This is a genomic window from Achromobacter kerstersii (assembly GCF_902859595.1).
Classification (GTDB): domain Bacteria; phylum Pseudomonadota; class Gammaproteobacteria; order Burkholderiales; family Burkholderiaceae_B; genus Achromobacter; species Achromobacter kerstersii.
In genome coordinates this window covers 65,235-88,312 of the sequence record NZ_CADIJQ010000013.1, presented here as the reverse complement: position 1 = coordinate 88,312, position 23,078 = coordinate 65,235, and the positions used below count along the sequence as shown (strand labels likewise).

The 23,078-nt window shown below is 62.5% G+C and carries 22 protein-coding genes and 1 tRNA gene; 11 read left to right on the top strand and 12 right to left on the bottom strand.

From position 1 onward, the window contains the following. Positions 1 to 342 precede the first annotated feature (342 nt). The 4 genes from HV765_RS28015 (at position 343) to HV765_RS28000 (ending at position 5,340) form a co-directional block, all read left to right on the top strand. A complete protein-coding gene (locus tag HV765_RS28015) occupies positions 343 to 2,259 on the top strand; it encodes a PrkA family serine protein kinase (RefSeq protein ID WP_391568539.1) in 1,917 nt (638 codons plus the stop codon). A 12-nt stretch (positions 2,260 to 2,271) separates the two neighbouring features. Further along, positions 2,272 to 3,531 carry a YeaH/YhbH family protein gene (locus HV765_RS28010; RefSeq protein WP_054427296.1) on the top strand — a complete coding sequence of 420 codons (1,260 nt, stop codon included), beginning with the start codon at positions 2,272 to 2,274 and terminating at the stop codon, positions 3,529 to 3,531. Then, positions 3,528 to 5,081, top strand: coding sequence for a SpoVR family protein (locus HV765_RS28005; RefSeq protein ID WP_054427297.1), 1,554 nt, complete (start codon positions 3,528 to 3,530; stop codon positions 5,079 to 5,081). The genes HV765_RS28010 and HV765_RS28005 overlap by 4 nt, the downstream gene beginning before the upstream one ends. 168 nt (positions 5,082 to 5,249) lie before the next feature. Beyond that, positions 5,250 to 5,340, top strand: a tRNA-Ser gene (locus tag HV765_RS28000). A 71-nt stretch (positions 5,341 to 5,411) separates the two neighbouring features. Here the strand turns inward: HV765_RS28000 and HV765_RS27995 are convergent. From HV765_RS27995 to HV765_RS27980, 4 genes are all read right to left on the bottom strand, one after another. Further along, complete coding sequence (locus HV765_RS27995; protein ID WP_175171650.1) at positions 5,412 to 6,134, bottom strand: DUF1120 domain-containing protein; 723 nt, start codon at positions 6,132 to 6,134, stop codon at positions 5,412 to 5,414. Between the two features lie 113 nt (positions 6,135 to 6,247). Continuing rightward, positions 6,248 to 6,955 carry a DUF1120 domain-containing protein gene (locus HV765_RS27990; protein ID WP_175171649.1) on the bottom strand — a complete coding sequence of 236 codons (708 nt, stop codon included), beginning with the start codon at positions 6,953 to 6,955 and terminating at the stop codon, positions 6,248 to 6,250. Between the two features lie 44 nt (positions 6,956 to 6,999). Next, positions 7,000 to 7,734 (bottom strand): DUF1120 domain-containing protein, encoded by a 735-nt coding sequence (locus tag HV765_RS27985; RefSeq protein ID WP_175171648.1) that lies wholly within the window; start codon positions 7,732 to 7,734, stop codon positions 7,000 to 7,002. A 185-nt stretch (positions 7,735 to 7,919) separates the two neighbouring features. Then, positions 7,920 to 8,648 carry a DUF1120 domain-containing protein gene (locus tag HV765_RS27980; RefSeq protein ID WP_082387269.1) on the bottom strand — a complete coding sequence of 243 codons (729 nt, stop codon included), beginning with the start codon at positions 8,646 to 8,648 and terminating at the stop codon, positions 7,920 to 7,922. Positions 8,649 to 8,852: 204 nt separating this feature from the next. On the opposite strand from HV765_RS27980, the gene HV765_RS27975 reads away from it, so the two are divergent. After that, positions 8,853 to 9,497 (top strand): response regulator, encoded by a 645-nt coding sequence (locus HV765_RS27975; protein ID WP_254600749.1) that lies wholly within the window; start codon positions 8,853 to 8,855, stop codon positions 9,495 to 9,497. 45 nt (positions 9,498 to 9,542) lie between these two features. Here the strand turns inward: HV765_RS27975 and HV765_RS27970 are convergent, their stop codons facing one another. The 4 genes from HV765_RS27970 to HV765_RS27955 form a co-directional block, all read right to left on the bottom strand. Then, positions 9,543 to 10,160 carry a DUF1120 domain-containing protein gene (locus HV765_RS27970; RefSeq protein WP_054427303.1) on the bottom strand — a complete coding sequence of 206 codons (618 nt, stop codon included), beginning with the start codon at positions 10,158 to 10,160 and terminating at the stop codon, positions 9,543 to 9,545. After that, positions 10,157 to 12,688: a fimbria/pilus outer membrane usher protein gene (locus tag HV765_RS27965; protein WP_175171647.1), complete on the bottom strand. Its 2,532-nt coding sequence runs from the start codon at positions 12,686 to 12,688 to the stop codon at positions 10,157 to 10,159. Before HV765_RS27965 ends, HV765_RS27970 begins: the two co-directional genes overlap by 4 nt. Before the next feature lie 2 nt (positions 12,689 to 12,690). Continuing rightward, positions 12,691 to 13,395: a fimbria/pilus chaperone family protein gene (locus HV765_RS27960; protein WP_175171646.1), complete on the bottom strand. Its 705-nt coding sequence runs from the start codon at positions 13,393 to 13,395 to the stop codon at positions 12,691 to 12,693. Between the two features lie 191 nt (positions 13,396 to 13,586). Next, complete coding sequence (locus HV765_RS27955) at positions 13,587 to 13,817, bottom strand: hypothetical protein (RefSeq protein ID WP_054427306.1); 231 nt, start codon at positions 13,815 to 13,817, stop codon at positions 13,587 to 13,589. Between the two features lie 198 nt (positions 13,818 to 14,015). Between HV765_RS27955 and HV765_RS27950 the strand changes: the two genes are divergently transcribed. From HV765_RS27950 to HV765_RS27940, 3 genes are all read left to right on the top strand, one after another. Continuing rightward, positions 14,016 to 14,945, top strand: a complete 930-nt coding sequence (locus tag HV765_RS27950; protein WP_175171667.1) for an NUDIX hydrolase — start codon at positions 14,016 to 14,018, stop codon at positions 14,943 to 14,945. A gap of 82 nt (positions 14,946 to 15,027) precedes the next feature. Next, complete coding sequence (nadC, locus tag HV765_RS27945; RefSeq protein ID WP_175171645.1) at positions 15,028 to 15,912, top strand: carboxylating nicotinate-nucleotide diphosphorylase; 885 nt, start codon at positions 15,028 to 15,030, stop codon at positions 15,910 to 15,912. 6 nt (positions 15,913 to 15,918) lie between these two features. Continuing rightward, entirely contained in the window at positions 15,919 to 16,905 is a 987-nt protein-coding gene (locus tag HV765_RS27940) for a tripartite tricarboxylate transporter substrate binding protein (protein WP_175171644.1), read from the top strand. Between the two features lie 150 nt (positions 16,906 to 17,055). On the opposite strand, the gene HV765_RS27935 is transcribed toward HV765_RS27940, so the two are convergent. After that, positions 17,056 to 17,751 (bottom strand): tellurite resistance TerB family protein, encoded by a 696-nt coding sequence (locus tag HV765_RS27935; protein WP_054427309.1) that lies wholly within the window; start codon positions 17,749 to 17,751, stop codon positions 17,056 to 17,058. A gap of 155 nt (positions 17,752 to 17,906) precedes the next feature. On the opposite strand from HV765_RS27935, the gene HV765_RS27930 reads away from it, so the two are divergent. Then, complete coding sequence (locus HV765_RS27930) at positions 17,907 to 18,305, top strand: OsmC family protein (protein ID WP_054427310.1); 399 nt, start codon at positions 17,907 to 17,909, stop codon at positions 18,303 to 18,305. Between the two features lie 189 nt (positions 18,306 to 18,494). Here the strand turns inward: HV765_RS27930 and fabI are convergent, their stop codons facing one another. The 3 genes from fabI to gloB form a co-directional block, all read right to left on the bottom strand. After that, positions 18,495 to 19,280 carry an enoyl-ACP reductase FabI gene (gene fabI, locus HV765_RS27925; RefSeq protein ID WP_175171643.1) on the bottom strand — a complete coding sequence of 262 codons (786 nt, stop codon included), beginning with the start codon at positions 19,278 to 19,280 and terminating at the stop codon, positions 18,495 to 18,497. Positions 19,281 to 19,441: 161 nt separating this feature from the next. Then, positions 19,442 to 20,860: a transglycosylase SLT domain-containing protein gene (locus HV765_RS27920; protein ID WP_054427312.1), complete on the bottom strand. Its 1,419-nt coding sequence runs from the start codon at positions 20,858 to 20,860 to the stop codon at positions 19,442 to 19,444. A gap of 7 nt (positions 20,861 to 20,867) precedes the next feature. Beyond that, entirely contained in the window at positions 20,868 to 21,689 is an 822-nt protein-coding gene (gene gloB, locus HV765_RS27915; protein ID WP_175171642.1) for a hydroxyacylglutathione hydrolase, read from the bottom strand. A gap of 20 nt (positions 21,690 to 21,709) precedes the next feature. On the opposite strand from gloB, the gene HV765_RS27910 reads away from it, so the two are divergent. Together HV765_RS27910 and rnhA are read left to right on the top strand one after the other, a co-directional pair. Then, positions 21,710 to 22,489: a class I SAM-dependent methyltransferase gene (locus HV765_RS27910; protein ID WP_054427314.1), complete on the top strand. Its 780-nt coding sequence runs from the start codon at positions 21,710 to 21,712 to the stop codon at positions 22,487 to 22,489. A 120-nt stretch (positions 22,490 to 22,609) separates the two neighbouring features. Beyond that, positions 22,610 to 23,071 carry a ribonuclease HI gene (rnhA, locus tag HV765_RS27905; protein WP_054427315.1) on the top strand — a complete coding sequence of 154 codons (462 nt, stop codon included), beginning with the start codon at positions 22,610 to 22,612 and terminating at the stop codon, positions 23,069 to 23,071. Positions 23,072 to 23,078: the final 7 nt, after the last annotated feature.

The following is a 23,078-nucleotide window of genomic DNA, read 5'->3' as shown; positions in this document are numbered from 1 at the left end:
CATAAGAATCCACCGGGATATCGCTCATCCCTTCAAATCATTGCTGACCATTTCATGTGCGGCCGCACCAGGCGTGCGTGCCATAGCGATAAGCTGAAGGCGTGCGAGTTAACTTATTCACGTAAGTTGCATTCCCTGACGGAACTTGTGTCCGCCGGATGCAGCCTAAATGGAAAAGGCCCCAACGTGCTTCATGGATGATGTGTGGCGAAAGCAACATAACACCTGGCCGACAGTGCTTATCGCGAGTTTGTCTAGTAAAGCGCAAGCACTAAGGCACAATGGGGACACGTAGGGATGTGCTGAATTTTTCGCGTGTTGTAGGAGGTTTCCGTGCAAAACATCGTCGAAGGCTTCAAGTCGCAGTATGCAAGAGAGCAGGAGTCAGAGCTTTCCCTTGAGGAATATCTGAACCTCGCCAAACGCGATCCCATGGCGTACGCCAGCCCCGCTGAGCGCATGCTGGCGGCGATCGGCGAACCCGAAACCGTGGATACGCGCAACGACCCACGTCTTTCCCGCTTGTTTTCCAACCGGACCATCCGGCGCTATCCGGCGTTCCAGGAGTTCTACGGCATGGAGGACGTGATCGGTCAGATCGTCGCGTTCTTCAAACATGCCGCTCAGGGGCTGGAAGAGCGCAAACAAATCCTCTATCTGTTGGGCCCTGTCGGCGGCGGCAAGTCGTCCATCGCGGAACGGCTGAAGGCGCTGATGGAAAGCTATCCCATCTATGCCTTGAAGGGATCGCCGGTCAACGAATCGCCGTTGGGTCTGTTCCATCCGGAACGCTTCGGCGACACGCTTGAAAAGGAATATGGCATCCCGCGGCGTTACCTCACGGGCATCATGTCGCCTTGGGCGGTCAAGCGCCTGAAGGAGTTTGACGGCGACATTTCACAGTTCCGTGTCGTGCGCTTGAACCCGTCGGTGCTGCGTCAGATCGCCATCGCCAAGACCGAGCCGGGCGACGAGAACAATCAGGACATCTCTTCGCTGGTGGGTAAGGTCGACATCCGCAAACTCGATCGCCATTCGCAAGACGATCCGGACGCCTACAGCTATTCCGGCGGCCTGTGCCTGGCGAACCAAGGCTTGCTTGAGTTCGTGGAGATGTTCAAGGCCCCGATCAAGATGCTGCATCCGCTGTTGACGGCCACCCAGGAAGGCAACTTCAAGGGCACGGAGGGCTTCTCCGCGATTCCGTTCAACGGCGCGATTCTGGCTCACTCGAACGAGTCCGAATGGCAGACCTTCCGCAACAACAAGCACAACGAAGCGTTCCTTGATCGTATCTATATCGTCAAGGTGCCGTATTGCTTGCAGGTGTCGGAAGAGGTCCGCATCTACGAAAAGCTGCTGCATCACAGCTCGCTGTCCAAGGCGCCTTGCGCACCTGGAACGCTGGACATGATGGCGCAATTTTCGGTGCTGACCCGCCTGAAGGAACCCGAGAACTCCAGCATCTATTCGAAGCTGCGCGTGTACGACGGCGAAAGCCTGAAGGACGTCGACCCGAAGGCCAAGGCCTTGCAGGAATACAAGGACTACGCCGGTACGGACGAAGGCATGAACGGGGTGTCGACGCGTTTCGCGTACAAGATCCTGTCCAGCGTCTTCAACTACGACCAGACGGAAGTGGCCGCGAACCCCGTGCATCTGATGTATGTGCTTGAGCAACGGATCGGCCGCGAGGACTACCCCGAAGAAATTCGCCGCCGCTACCTGGAGTTCATCAAAGGCTTCCTGGCGCCGCGCTACGCGGAGTTCATCGGCAAGGAAATCCAGACGGCTTACCTGGAGTCGTATTCCGAGTACGGCCAGAACATCTTCGACCGCTACGTGACGTTTGCCGATTGCTGGATTCAGGACGAGGAATTCCGCGACCCTGAAACCGGTGAAAGCTTCGATCGCAGCGCGTTGAACGACGAGCTGGAAAAGATTGAAAAGCCAGCGGGTATTGCGAACCCGAAGGACTTCCGCAACGAGATCGTGAACTTCGTGCTGCGGGCGCGCGCCAACAACAACGGCCGCAACCCGACCTGGACCAGCTATGAAAAGCTGCGCGAAGTGATCGAGAAGAAGATGTTCTCGAACACGGAAGATCTGCTGCCGGTGATTTCGTTCAACGCCAAGGCTTCGGCCGAGGACAAGTCGAAACACCAGAGTTTCGTGGATCGCATGGTGGAAAAGGGCTACACGGAAAAGCAGGTCAGGCTGCTGTGCGAGTGGTACCTCCGCGTGAGGAAGTCTTCCTGAGCGAGGTGAATCATGAATTCACTGATCGATCGCCGTCTTAACGGGCGCAATAAAAGCGCCGTCAACCGCGAGCGTTTTTTGCGGCGCTACAAGGACCAGATCCGCAAGGCGGTGCACGGGATGATCCGTGACCGCTCGATTCAGGATATGGATCAAGGCGGAGAGATCAACCTGCCCGCCCGAGATATTTCCGAGCCGACCTTTCGGCACGGATCGGGCGGTGACCGCGAGATGGTGCACCCTGGTAATCGTGAATTTGCCAAGGGTGACACCATCGACCGGCCGCAGGGCGGGCAGGGTGAAGGCGGCTCGGAGCCGGGCGAGGGTGAAGCCGTAGATCAATTCACCTTCAGCCTGTCTCGGGCCGAATTCCTGAACCTATTCTTCGAGGATCTGGAACTGCCTCATCTGGCGCGCAACCAGCTGGGCGAAGTCAGCCAGAAGAAATGGCAGCGCGCGGGCTACACCACCACCGGTTCGCCCAGCATGTTGAGCATCAGCCGCACGCTGAAGTCTTCGCTGGCGCGGCGGGTGTCGCTGAACGTGAAGGCGCGCGCAGATCTTGAAGATGCCGAGGAAGCGCTTGCCAAGGCTCGCGCGGCGGGTGCGCCCGCCGCCGAGATCCGCACGCTGGAACAAGACGTCGAGGACTGCCGCGAGCGTCTTGCCCGCGTGCCGTTCCTGGACGACCTGGACTTGCGCTATCGCAACCGCGTGTCGGTCGCCATTCCGATGGCGCGCGCGGTCATGTTCTGCCTGATGGACGTCTCCGGGTCCATGGACGAAGGCAAGAAGGACCTGGCCAAGCGCTTCTTCACGCTGCTGTACTTGTTCTTGTCGCGCAAGTACGAGCACGTGGACCTGGTCTTCATCCGGCACACGGACAACGCCGAGGAAGTAGACGAGCAGACGTTCTTCTACGACCCCAAGAGCGGCGGCACGATTGTGCTGTCCGCGCTGGAGCTGATGCGCGAAATTCTGGAAAAGCGCTATCCGCCCTCGGCGTGGAACGTGTACGCGGCGCAAGCCAGCGACGGCGATTCGTTTGGCGCCGACGCGGGCAAGAGCGCGCGCTTCCTGGCGGAACACCTGTTGCCGTCGACCCGGTATTTCGCCTACATCGAAATTCCCGACTCGCAAGAGGCTCGCAAGAGCAGCCTGTGGGCGGAGTATGAACAGAAGTTGGAGCCGCATTTCGTCATGCGGCGCATCTGTGATCGCGGCGAAATCTTCCCCGTGTTCCATGACCTGTTCAAGAAGGAAACCGCATGAATGCCATCGTGGGTGCTCTCGTAGAGCCGGGATCGGCTGGCGGCGCTCGGCCGATTTCCCAGGGTTCCGAATGGACGTTCGAACTGATCCAGTCCTATGACGACGCGATCTCCAAGGTCGCTGCGGAATATGGGCTGGACACCTATCCGAACCAGATCGAAGTCATCACTTCGGAACAGATGCTGGACGCCTATGCCTCGGCGGGCCTGCCTATTGGCTATCCGCACTGGTCGTACGGCAAGGAATTCATCCGCAACGAGCAATACTATCGCCGCGGCATGCAAGGGTTGGCGTACGAGATCGTCATCAACTCCAACCCCTGCATCTCGTATCTCATGGAAGAGAACTCCATGACGATGCAGGCGCTGGTGATTGCGCACGCGTGCTATGGGCACAACTCGTTTTTCAAGGGCAATTACCTGTTCCGCCAATGGACGGACGCGGACGGCGTGCTGGACTATCTGGTGTTTGCACGCAAGTACGTGATGTCGTGCGAAGACCGCTACGGCATCGATGCGGTGGAGGCGTTGCTGGATTCCTGCCACGCGCTGTCGCATCACGGGGTTGACCGCTACAAGCGGCCGGCGCCGATGTCGTTCAAGGAAGAGGCCGCGCGCCAGGCCGAACGCAAGGAACACGCGCGTCTGCAATACAACGACTTGTGGCGCACGCTGCCGCGTCTTGAAGCAGACAAGGACACGCGCGTGGATGCGTCGGTCTTCCCGCCGGAGCCCGAAGAAAACCTGCTGTACTTCATTGAGAAGTACTCGCCCAAGCTGGCGCCGTGGCAGAAGGAGCTGGTGCGCATCGTGCGCAAGATCGCCCAGTACTTCTATCCGCAAACGCAGACCAAGGTCATGAACGAAGGGTGGGCCACGTTCTGGCACTACACCATCCTTAACCGCCTGCACGAAAAGGGGCTGGTGAACGACGGCTTCATGATGGAGTTTTTGCAAAGCCACACCAACGTGGTCAGCCAACGCGGCTTTGACGAGCGCGGCTATGGCGGCATCAACCCCTATGCGCTGGGCTTTGCGATGATGTCGGACATTCGCCGTATCTGCGAAGCGCCCACGCCCGAAGACCGCCGCTGGTTCCCGGACATCGCTGGCGGCGATTGGCTGAAGACCCTGGACTTCGCCATGCGCAACTTCAAGGACGAGTCCTTCATCTCGCAATACCTGTCGCCGCGCCTGATCCGCGAATTCCGCTTCTTCGCCATTTCAGATCATCAATCGAATCCGAAGCTGGAAGTCGCGGCCATTCATAACGATGAGGGCTACCGCGACATCCGCCGTCTGCTCGCCGCGCAGCACAATCGCGACAATCAGGTGCCGGACATCCAAGTGGTGCGCTTTAACCGCGACTCCGACCGCTCGTTGGTGTTGCGGCATTTGAAGAGCCGGAGCCGCCCGCTGGCGGGTGACGATGCCGAACAGGTAATGAAGCATCTGGCGCGGCTTTGGGGCTTCAAGGTCAGGTTGGAAGAGACCGAGCCGGACGGCACGATCAGTTCCTACCGTGAGCAGGAAGCGCCAGCGTCGATGTAAAGGCCGGATGATGGAAGCCGGGACGCCTCAGGGCGTCCCTTTTTCTTTTCACGTTGGGCTCGCTTGTGTCCGCTACCCAGAATCTGCTAGAATCGCGGATTCGCAAATTTCGCAATGCTGGTTTACGCATAGTGAAGTGTTGATGTTGCGTTCATCAGCAAGCGACAAGGACAGGTGGCCGAGCGGTTGAAGGCGCACGCCTGGAAAGCGTGTATACGTCAAAAGCGTATCGGGGGTTCGAATCCCCCTCTGTCCGCCAGAATATGAAGGCCCCCGAATTCATCGAATTCGGGGGCCTTTTTGTTTGCCGCGCCGTCGTGGCCATAGGCGTTACAGGTAGACCAGTGAAATGGTGGCGCTGCCGTCGAAAGCAATGTCGGTGCCGGTCGGCAATGCGCTGCTGCGGTTAATCGTCGGGACGACGGTCAGCGCACCATTGACCGAGGTGATCGGAACGGGTGTGCCGTTGCCGCCGCCCGGGGCTCCAATCACGAACGAGTACGTGAAATTGGGGCTGAGGTAATGGCGCGAGGGGATGTCGGCTCGCCAGGTTTGCAGGTTGGCGCTGTAGATAACGGAGGCTTTGGAGCCGTTCACCATAATGTCGGGGTCCTTGAACCCAAACATGTAGCCCCCGATGGGGATTTGGGCGTCATCCGCGCCAGCAACGGTTCCGAGTCCGTAGATGAAATCGTCTGTGATGATGGAGCTAGGGGTAGCCCAGGCGTTGACGTTCAGATCCGCCTTAGGCACTTTGCTGCTTGCGCGATTATCGACAACACGCAGCCCGATTCGGGTTTCGCCGTTGCAGGTGACTTGCAGGCCGATCGCCTTTTCGCCCACTTTGGTGCCATCGGGAGCGAGCGAGTTGAAGGGCCGCTCGCCGAAGTCCAGCTGGCCGTCGCTGTCCAGAGTGAGGTCGCATGATGGCGGTGTGAGGCGGCCAGTGACCGTGAGGTTTGCCGAGGGGGCCGCTTGAGTCGTTGCGGTTATCAGAACGCTCGCGGCAAAAAGGCAGCGCAGCGCGTGTGGGGATCGTGCCAGATAATTCATGAACATCCAGGGTCAAAAGGGGAAGAAGCACGCAGTCTTGGAACTGGCCGCCTTGCGGTATAGCAGCATGCGCCTGATACGGCTTGGCGGTCAGTCGTCGCGAATGGGCGGCGTCAGAGGTAGCGCAGCGTGAAGGTGACCGAGCCGTCTATCGGAATCTCTTTCGCGATGGGTAGTGCGGCCGGTTTGTTCAGCAGCGGAAGAACCGCCAGGCTGACCGATGCATTCGTGATGGCTGCGGCGGCAGCCGGGGCGCCGAATGAATACTCATCCACCAAATTCAGGTTGATGCTGTCCTGAGCCGAATGAACCGGCCAGGAGGACGAGCTGCCAGCCGCGCGAGCCAAAATCTGCATGGTGTCGACGGCGGGCGGCTTGCCGTCAATCAGAGAGGCTTCGGGGCGAATCAGTAGCACTGCTGCGCCGATCTTGACGTCATCGATGCGGCCCAGCCCCCACGCATGAGGCATGCCGTTTTCGGGGTTTTGGTAGGGCCATTTCAGGCCCGCTGCGATCGCTTCCTGGTGCGTAATGGTGGAGTTCGCGCGATTGTCCTGTGCCGTGAACGCCACGCGTGTTGGCCCGCCGCAGGCAATCTCCAGGCGGGGGTGCTGTTCTTTGAGCAGAGTGCCGTCTGGGTCCAGGGTTCGAAACGGGATATCGCCGAAATCGACCCCGCTTGCACCATCGACGCTGACGTTGCAAGCGGGCGGAGTAATCTGTCCACCCACGATAAGGTTGGTTTGCGTAGTGTTGGCCTGGGCGCCGCCGACCGCAGTCAGGGCGAGGCAGGCGCATAGGTGAGGCAGATTTTTAATCATAGGAGCTGGCGCAAAGCGCTCTCTTTTAAAAGTCCAAATTCCGGCTACAGGTAGCGCAATGTGAATGTGATTGAGCCGTCCAGGGGGATTTCGTCCGCGGAGGGCAAGGTTGCCGGTTGCCCGATCAGGGGGGCAAGCCCGAGCGCCACTTTGGCATTCGTAATGCGTCCGGGGGGGCCACCCGCCGCGCCGAATGAATATTCAAAGTTGGGGCTGAGGTTGACCGAGTAATGCGATGACGCGACTGACCAGCTGCTGCTGCCCGTGGGCCGCGCGATGATCTTTTGCGCACCTGCCTGGGTCAAGGGCGTGCCGTCGATGGTGGTGGTGGGCGGGTTGATCAGGACGATCAAGGCTCCCGTCTTGATGTGATTGCCGTCTGCAAAGCCCAGGCCCCAGGAATATTTGGGGCCGTTCTCGGGGTTTTGGTACGGCCAGTTCAGGCTGGGGGCTTCCTGGATGGTGATGCCGGACCCGGCACGATTGTCTTGGGCGACAACGCTGACGCGCGTGGGGCTGCCACAATCGATCTGCAGGGCAGCGTCTTTTCCGTCAAGCTTCGTGCCGTTGTTGTCCAGCGCGTTAAACGCAATAACGCCGAAGTTGAACGTTGAGTCGCTGCCAAAATGGACGTTGCACGCGGGCGGAGTCAATTTCCCAGTGATGGTGAGATTGTTACCGCTGATAGCGGGTGCAGCAGCCGTTAGCGCGGCAAGCACAATGCCGAGTTTGAGATGGGTTGTCATGAACGTTCCTAATTGCCAGGCATGCCGGGTCATGGCAGCAACGATCCGATGTGGCCGTGGCGAGCGCGAAGCAGGACGCGGCGCGGGCGGCTCCTGGGAGACGCTTTGTCGGACTGCACGGGTTTCGGTGATCGACAGCGGAGGGCTCCACAAGGCCCTCCGCACGGATTTCGGTGACCGACCGCGGAGGGCTCCTCAGAGCGCCATCCGCGTTGTCTTTACAGGTAGATCAGCGAAATGGTGGCGCTGCCATCAAAAGCAATGGCGCTGCTGGTCGGCAAGTCGCCGGAGCGGTTGATCGTCGGGACGACGGTCAGCGCGCCATTGAGGGCGGTAATGGCGATAGGCGTGTAGTTGCTTGCGCTGGGAGCACCGATCACGAAGGAGTACGTGAAATTGGGGCTGAGGTAATTGCGCTGCGGTACGTCGAATTTCCAGTTGCGCTTGTCAGCGCTGTAGACAACGTAGGCTTTGGAGCCGTTCGCGGTAACGTCGGCATCCTTGAAGCCAAACATGTAGCCGCCGATGGGTACCTGGGTGTCGCCGGCGCCGGTAACCGAACCCAGCCCATAGATGAAGTCGTCAGTGATCAGCGCGTTGGAGCTGCCCCACGCGTTGGCGTTCAGCGCAGCCTTCAGAACCTTGCTGCTGGCGCGGTTGTCTACAACATGCAGCCCGACACGGGTGGCGCCGTCGCAGGTGACTTGCAGGCCGATGGCCTTTTCGTTCAACTTGGTGCCGTCGAGGCTGAGCGTGTTAAATGCACGCTCGCCAAAATCCAGATGCCCATTGCCGTCCAGCGTAAGGTCGCATGACGGCGGCGTGATGCGGCCGGTGACCTTCAGTTCCGCAGAGGTGGCCGCTTGGGCCGTTGCAGTAATCAAAAAGCTCGCGGCTAAGAGGTAGCGCAGAGCGTGCGGGGTTCGTGCTGAGTGATTCATGGCCATCCAGTTCAGATGTGGGGTGGGGGTAAACCACACACTCTAGGAAATGGCCGGCTTCCGGTATATAGGCGTGGGCCTAATCTTTACTGGGGGCGCGCAGATGGCTGCGCTACTATTGTTCACGCTGGTTTTGCGCTTAGCGAACAGCCGTGGAAAGTCTTAGGTTTGTCTTGGAATTCCATATTGTTAGCGTCTCAAATTCATCCGTTGCGTATCGCCCTACTTGATGACCACCCGGTAGTGCGGGCCGGGGTGGCCGCCTACCTGTCGCAAAATCGCGACATCGTCGTCTTGGGCGAGTACGAGTCCAGCCGCGACTTGATCTTGGCGTCGAGCACGCAGTTGGCCGATGTGCTGCTGATCGACTATTCGCTGGGCCCGACCGAGATGGATGGCATCTCGTTGATCAAGACGTTGCGCATCAAGTTTCCCGCAGCTCGCATTCTGGTGCTGTCCGCCCTTTATGACCCCGCCACGGTGGCGCTTGCCCTGCGTTCGGGCGCACATGGCTTCGTGGGCAAGGGTGGCGGCGCAGACGAAATCGTACGCGCCGTGCGCAAGGTCGCGGCGGGTGGCACGTACTGCGATGACCAAATGACTTACCTGCTTTCGGGCGCCACCACTGCACCTCAAGAACTGCAGCCGGCCGAATGCGACCTGTTCGATGGCGCGTCCTTGTCTGCACGGGAGCGCGAAGTGATCCGCTGCTTGTTGGAAGGGATGACCATTTCGGAGATTGCGGCCAAGTTCGGACGCAGCCCCAAGACCATCAGCGCCCAGAAGGCCACCGCCTATCGAAAGCTGGGTGTGACGACAGACAACGCCTTGTTCAAGCTGCGCGGGATCTTGTAGTGCGTGGAGTGCCGCGTTGCTTGACGCACCGTGGCGCGGCGCCGCTTAACGCGCCGTAGCGCGCTCGGCATCCAGCAATTCGAAAAGCAGGGTGGTAGACCATTCAGTCTGGTCATGGACGCGAACATCGGTGTCTCTGACTTCTGGCGTCAGATCGATCTGTGCCGTGAACGTGCGTCCGCTGCGGCCGTGTTCCATGACAGCGACATCGCCCGGGCGCAGCGCGACTTGGGTTTGCGGACCGTGGTGAGGAATCTCCAGATTGATCAGGCGCGTGTCCTGGCCGTCTATCCTTCCCTGGCTCAGCACCACCCGCAGCTCACCCGCCTGGGCAAAACGCGCCGCACCGTCATTGCGGGTGGGCGCCGTGACGCGCAAGGCCAGGGGGCGAGGCGTGGGGCAATGAATCGTCAGCGGCACCGTGCGGGGTTGCAGCACGTAGCGGCGGCCTTCAAGAAAGGTCAGTTGGCCCGCAGTGAAGCTGCCATAGTCCACAACGCTCTGGCCGACGCTGATCTGACAGCCAACCTGCGACGGCACGGCCGGGCCGGGCGACAAGCGGGCCGGTTGCGAAGCAGCCGCCTGGCTGCTTGTCAGCAGCCAGGCCGTCATCATCAACGCGGCTAGGCGCGGCGTGGAGTGTGTGCGGCGAGTGGGCGTCATACATTTTCCTCTGTGGCGGGTGGGGCGTTGTCGGGATTCGACTGCGGTTCGCAGGTGGCTTGTGCGCGCTCGTACAGCGCATCCAGGTCAGGGGATGCCGCCAGGTTGAACAGGAGTTCGCATCTGGCGCCATCAGCCGCCGCCACGGTCAGCGGTGCGGCAAGCGCCTGCGCATCAGGCAGGAATATCTGACCGCCGCCGCCTACGAGCGTGATGAACGACCCGGTGGCGCTAAGTACGGCGGCGCCCTTGGGTACGACCTCTCCACCAGGGTAGGTTGCAGTCAACAAGGTGCGGCGCACTTTCACCACCGCGAAATCGATGGCCGATACCGAGCCGCGCGCGGGCTCCAGGCCGTAACGGCCATTGATCAGGTCCACGTTGCGCGCAAGCGTTGCGGTGGCCACCTGGATTTGTCCGTCTCGGTAGGCGGGCAACGAGGGAATGACGGCCCGGCCCCAGGGGTCGGTCCAGACGCTGCCGGAGGGCGTATTCAGGCGCACGCCGGACAAGTCTCCTACCGATGCGATGGCGAACGTGTCCTGCACGCGATAGGGCGAGAAGCTCAGCCCTTGCGCATGGCCGACGAGCGCACCGCGTACGCGTGTGGAATGACTGTATCCCCCGCTGAAGCTGCTGGCGGCAAGGTTGAGTTGCGTGAAGGCGGAGTTAACGCCGAGCGAGCCCGCGTAGCTGGCATGGCCGTTGGAGCTGGAGGAGGCCGAGAGCGAATAGGTGGCGCGGTCATCTATCGCCGCGCTGGTATTGGCCCCGTAGCTGGTGCCGTTGTCTTGCCGCTGCATGGACGCACTGACGCTTTGCTTGCCCAGCGGAAAACTGAGGTTCAAGTACATGAAGCTGCCTTGATTGCGATGGCTGGAACCTACATCGCGTTCAAATGACAGAGACACGCTCGTGCGGTGAAAGGTCTTGCCCCAGTTCAACATGCCGCGCCGCGATGCGTGGCCTCGCGTATTGAGGGATTCGCTGTAGTTCGCACTGAAGCCGCCCAGGGTGGAATGGCTCCAGCCCAGCCCGGCGCTGAGTTGCTGTTTGACGCGGTCGTCGCGATAGCGAGGCGCGCGAGGATCGTCGTGCGGCAGGGGGCGAGTTTCGCTCGCGCTTTGGATATCGCTATAGCCGTCCGTGCGCCGCAATAAAGAGACGTTCGAGGACACGCCGGGCAGCAACATGGCGGAACCCGACAGCAGAAACTGCGCGCCGCTGCGACCCGTATGGGCGTTGTGGGACCACTGGCTTTGCAGCGCTGCCTGCGCGCTGGCGGGCAGAATCACGTCGGCGCGTGCGCCAATCGCGCGGTAATCGCGGCTGAACATGCCGCCCGCGGTCAAGTTGGCGCGAGAGCCCAGCGAGACGCCATACTCGGCCGATGCGACAGGGGTGGCGCCGCTATTTGAGAAGCCGGTCTGGCGCAACATGCCCAGTCCGCCGCTAAAGCCGACGGGGGCGCCCAGCCGGTCGACTTGCAACGCGGCCGCTGGAACGATGAAGTCGCGGACTTCGCCCGAGGTCTCGTGAATGACGACTCGGATATCTTGGGTCAGCGAACGCGGCACCACGTCGCTTAGCGTGAAGGGGCCTGGCGGCACGATGGTTGATGCCAGGGGTATGCCGTTTTGCAAGACTTCCACCCGCGCCTGGGTGTGGGCGATGCCTGAAATAGGCGCGCCTTCCTGCGTCCGGGTTTGCAGCGCGGTCTCGGGAAACAGTTGAACGCCGTTGACGGGAACGCCGCCAAACAACGCGCCCTGCAGGTTGATTTGCCCCGCTTGAAGGGTGGTTTCCTTCGTGTGGAACGTGCGCTGCGCATAGGCGTCGAGATGGTTCCACGTCGACTTTCCGCCCACGCTGGAATAGGTGTTGTTGCTGCGAAGAATCCAGTCGTTCGCGTTCAGGCCGAATTCTGTGTATGCCTGCAGATAGCGATTCGCGCCGCTCAGATGGCGGGTCTGGCTGGACAGCACGTCGTAGTTAAGGATGACGGCACGCCCGCCCGATTGATAGGACACGGTGCTTTCACGCTTGGCCACGGCGCCGGGCGGGGCCACGATTTCCACCGCCATGCGCTCGGGTTGCAAGTCGATGGTTGTCGTGGGCCACGCACGCAAGAAAGCGTCAGGACAGGGGGCCGCGTCGCCGCCTTGTTCCTGGGGTGTCTTCAGCTGAGCAAGCGTCAGCAGATCATGGGTCAGGCACAGTTTGCCTTGGGTGTCGAACGTGGCTTGAGCGCGGCCTATCGGGCGGCCGTTCACGGAGATGCTCACCGTGTGATCGCCTTGCAGGAAACGCGCGCCGTTCTGAAAGTGCGAGGCGATGGCGGGGTTCAAGCCCCGGCTCTTCAGGATTTCGAGGTCAAATCCGCCGCCTTCGGCCTGCGCGCTTGCAGGATCGTGCGCGCAGAGCATCAGGCTTGCGGCGGCAAAGGCGCCACTGCAAGCCGCGCGGGCGCGCAGACGGAACGAGGTAGCCATCATCAAGCTCGACACGCCCAAATTGGGCCGTGGCATTTTCAGCGCTTGATCGGTGCGTCGAAAGACGAGACTTGATAGCCATAGACGGTGGCGGGATACAGACGCACGGTCGTCTCGCCTTGCAAGCCGGCGCCTGCTGCGCGCAGTTCCAGCGTTTCGCCCGGCAATACGTAGGTCTTGGGCAGGATCAGCGACTGGTTCGAAGGCTGCACGTGGACTTGCTGGTCCATCCGAACGACGTAGGGGCTGGGGTTGCGCACCGTCAGCTTGCCGTCTTGGGCCGCCCAGACGAGCTTCTTCCAGGGAGCGTTGTCGGCGGCGACGCCCTTGGGCAATGCGATGAGCGGCAGATCCTGGCGTATGGTCAGGCGCAGCTTGTTGGTCTGCTCGCCAGATTGCGGGATGCCTTCGAAGACGGCGCGCTTCATGCGTTGCGCGCTCAAGGGCTTGTCGTTGGTCAACAGGAAGCGCACCAATTGCGTCTTGCCTGGGGCAAGGACGGCGGCCGGCGGAGACACCGTGACCCAGTCGTCTTGGTCTTCCTGAATATGTTCGATCATGGACACCAACAGCACGGGCTCATCGCCGGTGTTCTTGATGCCGATCGTGCCTTCGCCGGTGGCTTCGTCCACGAGCACCACGGAGGTTTCGGGCTGGATGCCCATGGAATGCGCTTGGCTGACGGGAAAGAGGGCGACAAACAGCATCGCCGCGAGAACGCGGGAAAAGGAATTCTTGAACATTGGAGATCGCTAAGGCAGCGGCCCGGCGGGCCTGAGAAGCGTTGCAGTGTAGGGATGGGCTCGCGGCCTTGATATAGGCGTGGGCCTATTTCCCGTACCTTGCTTGTCCAATGCCGGGGCGGGCCTTGCGGCCTCGCCCCTTCACGCGCCGCAGGAAGCGGCTCGGGTATTATCAAGCCCTTGCGCCGGGCTTAGCCTTTGCGGTTTTCGTATGAGGTGTCCAGCACATCGTCCTCGGGTGTGATGACGCCGGGTTCACCAGGTTGTGCGATGGCGCGCCCATCGCGTGGCATGCCCGCCACTTGTTTGCTTTGGTCGGGCATCGGCAGCGTTTCCGTGCCTTTGCGCGGGTCGACGGGCGCGCGGGGTTTGTCTTCCGCGGTTTTGTCCACGGCTTGGGGATCAGGTGCAGTTTTCAACATGGCGCTTGCTCCGCTTGCGGGCGTCCCAGGATGGCGACGCGCCTGGATTTCTGCTTTCATCTTAGGTCTCGGAGCGCGCGTCGCGGCCATTGCGGCTGTCACGTTTGCAAGCGGCTGTTGCAGGGCCAGAACCTTATAATTTCGCGCGCCTCGCGGTTTAGCGGCCAGCGCTTGTCCAACCTTATTTCTCCGCCCACTTTGACCGAATCCGTCGAACGCTCTGTCCATGCTGAACTCGTCGCCGTGTTGGTCGCCGTGACCAACGGCGAGCCGCGCGTGTTGACGACGGATGATGCGCGCGCTCTGCCGGCGGGGCCTTTCGAGTTGTCGCATCGGTCCTTGCAGGCCGGGTTGCGCGCCTGGGTAGAGACCCAGACGCATCATCCGCTGGGCTATGTGGAACAGCTCTATACCTTCGCCGATGGCGACCGCTCCGATGAGTCGGGCGGGCGCGTCATGTCGGTCAGTTACCTGGGCCTGACGCGCGAAGCGGGCGAGACCGGCGTGGCGCAAGTCGGGTGGCAGGACTGGTATCGCTATTTCCCTTGGGAAGATCGGCGGGCCGGTACGCCTGCGCTGGTCGAGGACTTGATCGTGCCGCAGTTGGCGCAGTGGTGCGAGGCCAGCGCCGACCTGGCGGTGCGCACGCGCCGTCATCAGCGCGCCGCGATTACGTTCGGCCTGGAGGGGGCCGCGTGGAACGAGGACATGGTGCTGCAACGCTACGAGCTGCTGTTCGAAGCCGGGCTGGTGCCCGAGGCCGCACGGCGCGGCGGCGGCAAAGCTGTGCTTCCGGGCGAGCCTATGCGCCATGATCATCGGCGCATTCTTGCGACCGGCATTGCGCGCTTGCGGGCCAAGATCAAATACCGGCCCGTGGTGTTTGAATTGATGCCGGCCGAGTTCACCTTGCTGCAGTTGCAACTGGCCGTCGAGGCGCTGGCGGGGCGCGGTCTGCACAAGCAGAATTTCCGCCGCCTGATTGAACAGCAGGAGCTCGTTGAAGAGACGGGCGAGATGGCCACCGGCACCACCGGCCGGCCAGCCAAGCTGTTCCGATTCCGGCGCGATGTGCTGGCCGAGCGCGCCATTGCTGGCAGCAAACTGCCCCTGTCCCGTGCACTTTGATGCTTGACAGTGCTTATGCTCGTCTTTAGCATAAGTGGTGCGCAATCCTTGCGCGCCTTTTTTTAACTCACAAATACTCAAAATGAGCATTAAAGCCGAAGCGCCCTCGACCGCCTCCCGTCTGGCTGTTCCGCCCTTGCCCGACGTCATGTTGGAGCCGCTGGTGCGCGCGGCCCTGCTGGAAGACTTGGGGCGTGCGGGAGACCTGACGACGGACGCCATTGTGCCGGCGGACGCGATCGCGCAAACGCGGTTGGTTTCGCGGCAGGAAGGGGTGCTGGCCGGATTGGATCTGGCCCGGCTGGCCTTTCGCGCCATGGACCCGAGCCTGGAATTCATCGTGTCGCAGCGTGATGGCTGCGATCTGGCGCCGGGGACGGAAATTGCGCGTATCCGCGGCAACGCCCGCGCCATGCTGACTGCCGAGCGCGTGGCGCTGAACTTCCTGTGCCACCTGAGCGGCGTGGCGAGCGCCACCGCGTCGATTGCGCGGGCGATCTCCAGCTACGGTGCGCGCGTGACCTGCACCCGCAAGACGATGCCGGGCCTGCGGGCTGTGCAGAAGTACGCGGTGCGCGTGGGCGGCGGCAGCAATCACCGCTACGGCCTGGATGACGCGGTGCTGATCAAGGACAACCACATCGCGCTGGCGGGGGATGTCGCCACTGCCGTGCAGCGTGCGCGCGCGGGCGTTGGCCACATGGTCAAGATCGAGCTTGAAGTGGACACGCTGGCGCAGCTTGAGGTGGCGCTGTCGCTGGGCGTGGATGTGGTGCTGCTGGACAACATGAGCCTGGACGATCTGCGCCGTGCCGTGGCCATGTCGCGCGGCCGCGCGATCACTGAGGCCTCGGGCCGCATCACGCCGGATACGGCCGCCGCTGTCGCCGCCACCGGCGTGGATCAGATCGCCGTGGGGTGGCTGACCCACAGCGCCAAGGTGCTCGATATTGGCCTGGATGCCTGAACCATCATGAAACGTCTGCTTCGATCGTCTCTTGCGCTATCGGCGCTGTCCCTGGCGGCTTGCGGCAATTCGCCGTCGGGTGAAGTGGTTGCCGATGCGTCCTTCCCCACGCATCCGATCACAATCGTCGTGACCTTTCCACCTGGCGGCGGCACCGATCTGCTGGCGCGGCGTATTGGCGCCTCGCTGCAAGAGCAACTGGGCCAGCCCGTGGTGGTGGAAAATCGCCCCGGCGCCAGTGGCAACATCGGCGCGCGCATCGTCGCGGAAGCGCCGCCTGACGGCTATACGCTGTTGATGGTGAACAGCTCGTTTGCGATCAACCCCGGCGTGTATCGGAACCTGGGTTTTTCACCCAAGCGGGATTTCACCGCAGTCATCAACGTGGCGTTCGTGCCTTCCGTTTTTGTGGTGCCTGCGGCGTCGCCGCTGGTGCAGCTGGATGATGCGCTGGCGGCGGCGCTGCCGGGCAAGCCCTTGCCGTTCGCCTCCTGCGGCAACGGTACGCCGCAGCATTTGGCGGGCGAGATGTTGGCGAGATCCAGCGGCGCGGTGTTGCAGCACGTGCCGTACAAGGGCTGCGGGCCGGCGCTGACTGATGTCACGGCGGGGCAGGTGGGGATGGGCATCGTGACGGCATCAAGCGCCGCACCGCTGATTGCCGCTGGCAAGCTGCGCGCTTTGGCAGTGACTTCGCCTGCACGTTCGCCGCTGATGCCGACCGTGCCCACCGTGGCCGAACAAGGTATTGCGGGAGTTGCGCTGGATCAGTGGCATGGCCTGCTGGCGCCGGCCGCCACACCGCCTGCCGTCGTCGAAAAACTGAATGCCGCCGTGGCGAAGATCGTGCGTCGGCCAGATGTGCAGGCGTCATTGCGGGAACAGGGCTTCACGCCGGCCAGCAGCACGCCGCGGGAATTCCAGTCGATGATCAATGCCGACATCGACCGGTATACGGCATTGACCGACGCGATTGGGTTGCGGGCGGACTGATGGGGGGACGGCGGGCAGGTGCGGCCGGCGAGGCGCGGCGGGCCAGGTGTGGCTGGCGAGGCGTGACCAGTCAAGTGCGACCCGCCAGGCGCGACCGGCCAGGTGCGGCCGGTGAGTTGCTGCCGGTAAGGCGTGGCCCGCCCAGGCCCGTCAGGCCACGGCCGTCTTGGCGTGCTGTTCCAGCTTTTCCTTCAGGCCGGGTTCCAGCTTGAGCTGGCGCGCCAGTTCGTCCAGGTAGGCGCGTTCCATATAGCTTTCCTCGTCCACGACGAGCAGGCTGGCCAGGTACATCTCGGCCGCCATTTCCGGGGTGCGCGCTGACTTCGCCACTGCAGCGGGGTCCAGCGGACGCGATAGTTCGGTTTCCAGCCAACGCTGGTCCTGGGCGTCGGACGACAGTTTGGACAATTCCGTTTCCAACAAGGCGCGTTCTTCGGGGCCGATATGTCCATCGGCCTTGGCCGCGCCGATCATGGCGGTAAGCACCGCGGTGCTGTGCTGTTCGGCCTCGGGCGCGGGCAGGCGGTCCAGCGTTTGGGGCGGGGTGGCCGGCGCACCGCCTGCCTGATTGCGTTGCCAGTCGCCGTAGGCGCGATACGCCAGCGCGCCGAGTGCGGCCATGCCGCCATACATGGCGACTTTGCCGCCGATCTTGCGGGCCTTCTTGCTGCCCATCAACAGGCCTAACGCGCCCGCGCCCAAGGCGCCGCCGCCCAGACCGGTCAGAAAGGAACCTTTGCCGCCATTGCCTGCACCGCCGGTTGCGCTTTGCACGCGGTTGGTGGCGTCGGAAAGCAGGCCTTGGCCCGATTGCAGTAGTTGATCCAGTAGTTGTCTGGCGCTCATGAGTCCCTCTTTATGTGTGCATGAATGCGGATAGGGATATCCGACACCCATCATCGCGATAAGTTCAGGTTTCTGTCAGTAAGCAAACCCGTCGGCGGGTGCTACAACGGGGGCTGGGGCGCCCGCGCCGGGCGTCCACCCAAGGAGAGTGATCCATGAGCATCCGCGTCCGTCAGAATGCGCCCAATACCCTGCAATTCACGGCGACGGCCGAAGGCCACGACTTGCCGCTGGCGATGCCGCAGCCGCAAGGCGAAGGCCCTGATCCGCATGATTATTTCGACACCGCGCTGGGCGGCTGCAAGGCGATGACCCTGATGGTCTACGCGCAGCGCAAGGGGTTGCCGCTGGAATCGGTGGGGGTGGAAGTGGTGCGCGACGCCGGCGAGGAACGCAAGGGCATCTACCGGCTGACGGCCAAGCTGACGCTGCACGGCGAGCTGTCTGATGCGCAGATCGACGAGCTGCTGGGGATTGCAGAGAAATGCCCGATCCACAAACTGATGACGGCGGTGGATGTGCAGGTGTCCACGCTGATCGTGCGGCCGGCCTGAGCAGCCTGGCTGGGAAGACGGCCGGGAAAGAACGGCGGGGAAGAGGGGCTGGAAGGAACGGCTGGAAGGAACTGCTGGAAAGAACGGCTGTAAAGAACCGCTGGAAAGAACCGCTGGAAAGAACCGCTGGAAAGAACCGCTGGAAAGAACGGCGAGGCGGGGCGTTTGGCGCCCCGCCTCGCCAGGCGATCAGTCTTCCATGCCCGGGACGATGGTCGAGAAACCGGCGTCCACATGGGTGATTTCGCCCGTCACGCCGGCGGCCAGATCCGACAGCATGAAGGCGGCGACGTTGCCGACATCGTCAATCGTGACGTTGCGGCGCAGCGGCGCTTGCGATTCCACGAACTTCAGGATGGCCGAGAAGTCCTTGATGCCGCTAGCGGCCAGCGTCTTGATGGGGCCGGCCGAAATGCCGTTGGCGCGAATGCCGCGCGGGCCCAGCGCCGTGGCCAGGTAGCGCACGCTGGCTTCCAGCGACGCCTTGGCCAAGCCCATCGTGTTGTAGTTGGGGACCACGCGCTCGGCGCCCAGATAGGTCAGCGTCAGTACCGAGCCATTGCGGCCTTCCATCAGCGGCAGCGCAGCCTTGGCCATGGCGGCGAAGCTGTAGGCCGAGATGTCGTGGGCGATGCGGAAACCTTCGCGCGACAGGCCATCCAGGAAGTTGCCGGCGATGGCTTCGCGCGGGGCGAAGCCGATCGAGTGCACCAGGCCGTCCAGGCCGTCCCAGTGCTGGGCCAGTTCGGTGAACGCGCCTTCGATCTGGCTGTCTTCGGCCACATCGCAGGGCAGCACGATCTTGCTGCCGAATTCGGCGGCGAATTCGCTCACACGGTCTTTGAAGCGGTCGCCCACATAGGTGAACGCCAGTTCGGCGCCTTGCTGGTGACAGGCGCGCGCAATGCCGTAGGCGATGGATCGGTTCGAAAGCACCCCGGTGACCAGGATGCGCTTGCCGGCGAGAAAGCCCATGTTTGTTCCTTTGATTTTTTTCCTGCGAAAAGACCGCCTATTTTAAGGAGTTTGGCGGCTTCGCGTGCTTGGAAAAACGGCGCCCGGGTGGGGCGCCGTCGAGTTCGTGCAGGTGGCTGCTGTCAGTCGAGCCTGTCAGCCGCGCCCGTCAGTCGGGTCTGTCAGCCGCGGGCGTTGGTGCCCGGCACGCGCAAGGCCGTGCCGACCTTCAGCGCGCTGCCCTTCAGGTTGTTCAGCGAGCGCAGCGCGTCAACCGTGGTGCCGTACTGCTTGGCCAGCGAGAACAGCGTGTCGCCCTGGCGGACCTTGTGGGTGCGCACGTTCGGGCGGGCGCTGGCCACGCGGGCGGCGGGCGCCGGCGCGGCGCGGCCACGCGGGGCCACGGCCTTGTTGTCGGAAGGCGCCTGCTCCAGCGCGCCCACCGGAGCCGCCAGCGACGCCAGTTGCACGCCACCGGTGCCCGGTTCGCCCGGCACCAGCAGCGCTTGGCCCGAGGCCGCCTTCTGGCGCGAGCCGATGTCGTTGGTTTCACGCAGCTTGGATTCCGTCACGCCAAAACGCTTGGCGATCGACGCGTAGGATTCGCCACGGCGCGAGTGGTAGATCTTCCAGGCGCTCAGGTCGCCCTTGTAGTTCGTAAGGTTCGCGTTGAAGATTTCGACGCGGTCGGCCGGCAGCAGCAGGGTCGGGCCGTGATCGCCACGGATGACCGGGCGGTTGAACGAGGGGTTCAGCGCCTTGAATTCGTCCAGCGGCATTTCAGCCAGCTTGGCGGCAATTTCCAGGTCGATGTCGCTGTTCTTCTGCACCGTCACGAAGTACGGCGTGTTGCCCACCGGGGGCAGCGCCACCGCGTAACGCTGCGGGTCGGCAATGATGTTCTTGATGGCCTGCAACTTGGGCACATAGTTGCGGGTTTCATCCGGCATGTTCAGCGACAGGTAGTCGGTGTTCTGGCCGGCCGCTTCGTTCTTGGCCATGGCGCGCTGCACCGAGCCTTCGCCCCAGTTGTAAGACGCCAGCGCCAGGTACCAGTCGCCCTGCATCTCGAACAGCTTTTCCAGATAGTCCAGCGCGGCGTTGGTCGACGCGATGGGGTCGCGGCGTTCGTCGCGCCACCAGTCTTGCTTCAGATTGAAGTGCGTGCCGGTGGCCGGCACGAATTGCCACAGGCCGGAGGCCTGGGCGCGCGACAGGGCGGTCGGGTTATAGGCGCTTTCCACAAAGGGCAGCAGCGCCAGTTCCGTCGGCAGGCCGCGGCGGTTGATTTCGTCAACGATGAAGTACAGGTATTTGCCTGCGCGTTCGGCCATGCGCTGAACGGCCTCGGGGTGGGACGCGTAATAGTCGGTCCACTGCTGCGAGAGGTCGGTGTTCAGGTTGGGGATGGCGAAACCGCGGCGGATGCGGTCCCAGGCGTCGCTCGGCGGGTTGGTCAGGTCAACCGTTCGGGACGTATCCCGGGCGATGTAACGCCCTTGGGAATTGGTGGTGAGGTTCTTGCTATCGGGGGCTTTGGTTCCTGCGCAACCGGCGAGGACTGCCAACATGAGTGGCAGAAGGAGTCGGGATAGATTCATCAGGCGGTCACTTGAAATCGTTCTTCCATTCACGCAGGGAGGCGAAGACCTCTACCGGCGTAGGTTGATTGCGTCCGGCCCAGCTGGCTGCGGCTCGGATGACGTCGACTTGCTGCGTGCGCAAAAACGGGTTCGTCTCGCGTTCCTGACCGATGGTCGACGGAAGCGTGGGGAGACTTTCTGCTCGTAGTTGCTGGGCTCGCTGATACCACTGTTGCAGGGTGCGGTTGGCGGGGTCCACAGCCAATGCCCAGCGCAAGTTCGCTAGAGTGTACTCGTGTGCGCAAAAAACCTGTGTATCTGGCGGTAAAACGGAAAATTTTTCCAAGGAATCATGCATTTGCGCAGGAGTTCCCTCGAAAAGCCGGCCGCAGCCGCCCGCAAACAGGGTGTCGCCACAGAATAAAACGGGTTCTATTCCGGCCGCCCGGCCGGTGTACGCGATGTGGCCGGCGGTGTGGCCCGGCACGTCCAGCACGCCCAAGTCCAGGTCCAGTTCAGGCAGCAGCACGCGGTCGCCTTCCGAGAGCGGCACGTCGCAGCGCGGCAGCCGTTCCCGCGCCGGACCGTATACGGTAAGGTCCCCGATGCGTGACAATTCAAGCACACCGCCCACATGGTCGCCGTGATGGTGCGTGAGTAGAATGGCGCGCAGCCTCAAGCCTTCTTGCTCGAGCCATTTCAGTACCGGACCGGCTTCGCCCGGGTCCACCACGGCGGCGTTTTCACCGTGGACGATGGCCCAGATGTAGTTGTCAGAGAAAGCGGGTAGAGGCAAGACCGCGGCATGGCGCTCGCGGCCGCCTGCGGGGGCGGTCAAGGCTTGCATGAGATTCGAAGGAATAGAACGTGGCAGAAGAAACACCGCCGATTGTAGAACTGGCCGAATGGTTCCAGACGCCACCGGGGCAGTACGCCCTGGCCTGGGAACGGGCCCAGTTTGACGCGGCTGTCGCGGATGTCTTCGGATATTACGCCTGGCAGGTCGGGATGGCCGACATGAACCTGCTGCGCGCCAACCGCATGCCTTTCAAGGGCTACGTAGGCACCGAGACCCCGACGGCGGAAAGCATCGCCAACTGGCAGTCTCGCGTGGTGCTGGCCGAACCCGAAGCGCTGCCGTTCGAATCCCAAAGCGTCGACCTGCTGATCCTGCCGCATGCCTTTGAATGCACACAGGACCCGCACAACGTGCTGCGCGAAGTCGAACGCGTGCTGGTGCCCGAAGGGCGGGTGGTGATTTCGGGTTTCAACCCCTGGAGCATGTGGGGCGCGCGTACGCGCATGCCCGGCATGGAACCCTGGCTGCCCCAGCCGCCATCGGCCCAGGTGTCGCTGCCGCGTCTGAAAGACTGGTTCAAGCTGCTATCGCTGGAAGTCGAGGAAAGCAGTTTTGGCTGCTACGCGCCCGCCTGCCGCAGCGAAAAATGGTTGCAGCGCTGGGGCTTTCTGGAGTCGGCCGGCGCACGCTGGTGGAGCGTGGGCGGGGCGGTCTATATGGTGTCGGCCGTCAAGCGCGTGGCCAGCATGCGTATCATCGGCCCCGCCTGGAAGACCAAGCCCAAACGGGCGCGCGCCGCATCGGTGGTGGTCAACCGCCAGGCGGATGACGCTGTCGACCCGTCATGAAGGGCGGGCCAGTCATGAAGGGCGGGCCAGTAACCCTCTTGCGGGCCGGCCCGGCATTCCCCTGATGGGCGTTGCGCCCGGATATTTACTTTGCACGAACAAGGATTACAAAGCAGCACCATGCAGGACAACAAACCGAACGACCAGAAAGTGGAAATGTGGACCGACGGGGCCTGCAAGGGCAATCCGGGTCCGGGCGGTTGGGGCGTGCTGCTGCGTGCCGGCGGCCACGAGAAAACCCTGCACGGCGGCGAACTCCAGACCACCAACAACCGCATGGAGCTGCTGGCGGTTATCGAAGGCCTGCGCGCGTTGAAACGCCCCTGCGTCGTCACCATCCACACCGACTCCCAGTACGTCATGAAGGGCATGATGGAATGGCTGGCGAACTGGAAGCGCCGCGGCTGGATGACGGCCGATAAAAAGCCGGTCAAGAATGCCGAGCTTTGGCAAGCGCTGGACGATCAAGTCCAGCGTCATCAGGTGTCCTGGCGCTGGGTGCGCGGGCATACCGGCGACCCCGGCAACGAACGCGCGGATCAGTTGGCCAATATGGGCGTGGAAGTGGCCCGGCGGGCCTGACGGCATC

What these genes read in the sequence shown, in the direction of transcription:
- rnhA (WP_054427315.1), top strand. Translation starts at nt 22,610, where the DNA reads ATGCAGGACAACAAACCGAACGACCAGAAAGTGGAAATGTGGACCGAC.
- HV765_RS28005 (WP_054427297.1), top strand. Translation starts at nt 3,528, where the DNA reads ATGAATGCCATCGTGGGTGCTCTCGTAGAGCCGGGATCGGCTGGCGGC.
- HV765_RS27985 (WP_175171648.1), bottom strand. Translation starts at nt 7,734, where the DNA reads ATGACCCGGCATGCCTGGCAATTAGGAACGTTCATGACAACCCATCTC.
- HV765_RS27980 (WP_082387269.1), bottom strand. Translation starts at nt 8,648, where the DNA reads ATGGCCATGAATCACTCAGCACGAACCCCGCACGCTCTGCGCTACCTC.
- HV765_RS27970 (WP_054427303.1), bottom strand. Translation starts at nt 10,160, where the DNA reads ATGACGCCCACTCGCCGCACACACTCCACGCCGCGCCTAGCCGCGTTG.
- gloB (WP_175171642.1), bottom strand. Translation starts at nt 21,689, where the DNA reads ATGCAAGCCTTGACCGCCCCCGCAGGCGGCCGCGAGCGCCATGCCGCG.
- HV765_RS27990 (WP_175171649.1), bottom strand. Translation starts at nt 6,955, where the DNA reads ATGATTAAAAATCTGCCTCACCTATGCGCCTGCCTCGCCCTGACTGCG.
- HV765_RS27995 (WP_175171650.1), bottom strand. Translation starts at nt 6,134, where the DNA reads ATGAATTATCTGGCACGATCCCCACACGCGCTGCGCTGCCTTTTTGCC.
- HV765_RS28010 (WP_054427296.1), top strand. Translation starts at nt 2,272, where the DNA reads ATGAATTCACTGATCGATCGCCGTCTTAACGGGCGCAATAAAAGCGCC.
- HV765_RS27955 (WP_054427306.1), bottom strand. Translation starts at nt 13,817, where the DNA reads ATGTTGAAAACTGCACCTGATCCCCAAGCCGTGGACAAAACCGCGGAA.
- HV765_RS27920 (WP_054427312.1), bottom strand. Translation starts at nt 20,860, where the DNA reads ATGAATCTATCCCGACTCCTTCTGCCACTCATGTTGGCAGTCCTCGCC.
- HV765_RS27960 (WP_175171646.1), bottom strand. Translation starts at nt 13,395, where the DNA reads ATGTTCAAGAATTCCTTTTCCCGCGTTCTCGCGGCGATGCTGTTTGTC.
- HV765_RS27940 (WP_175171644.1), top strand. Translation starts at nt 15,919, where the DNA reads ATGAAACGTCTGCTTCGATCGTCTCTTGCGCTATCGGCGCTGTCCCTG.
- fabI (WP_175171643.1), bottom strand. Translation starts at nt 19,280, where the DNA reads ATGGGCTTTCTCGCCGGCAAGCGCATCCTGGTCACCGGGGTGCTTTCG.
- HV765_RS27935 (WP_054427309.1), bottom strand. Translation starts at nt 17,751, where the DNA reads ATGAGCGCCAGACAACTACTGGATCAACTACTGCAATCGGGCCAAGGC.
- HV765_RS27930 (WP_054427310.1), top strand. Translation starts at nt 17,907, where the DNA reads ATGAGCATCCGCGTCCGTCAGAATGCGCCCAATACCCTGCAATTCACG.
- HV765_RS27965 (WP_175171647.1), bottom strand. Translation starts at nt 12,688, where the DNA reads ATGCCACGGCCCAATTTGGGCGTGTCGAGCTTGATGATGGCTACCTCG.
- nadC (WP_175171645.1), top strand. Translation starts at nt 15,028, where the DNA reads ATGAGCATTAAAGCCGAAGCGCCCTCGACCGCCTCCCGTCTGGCTGTT.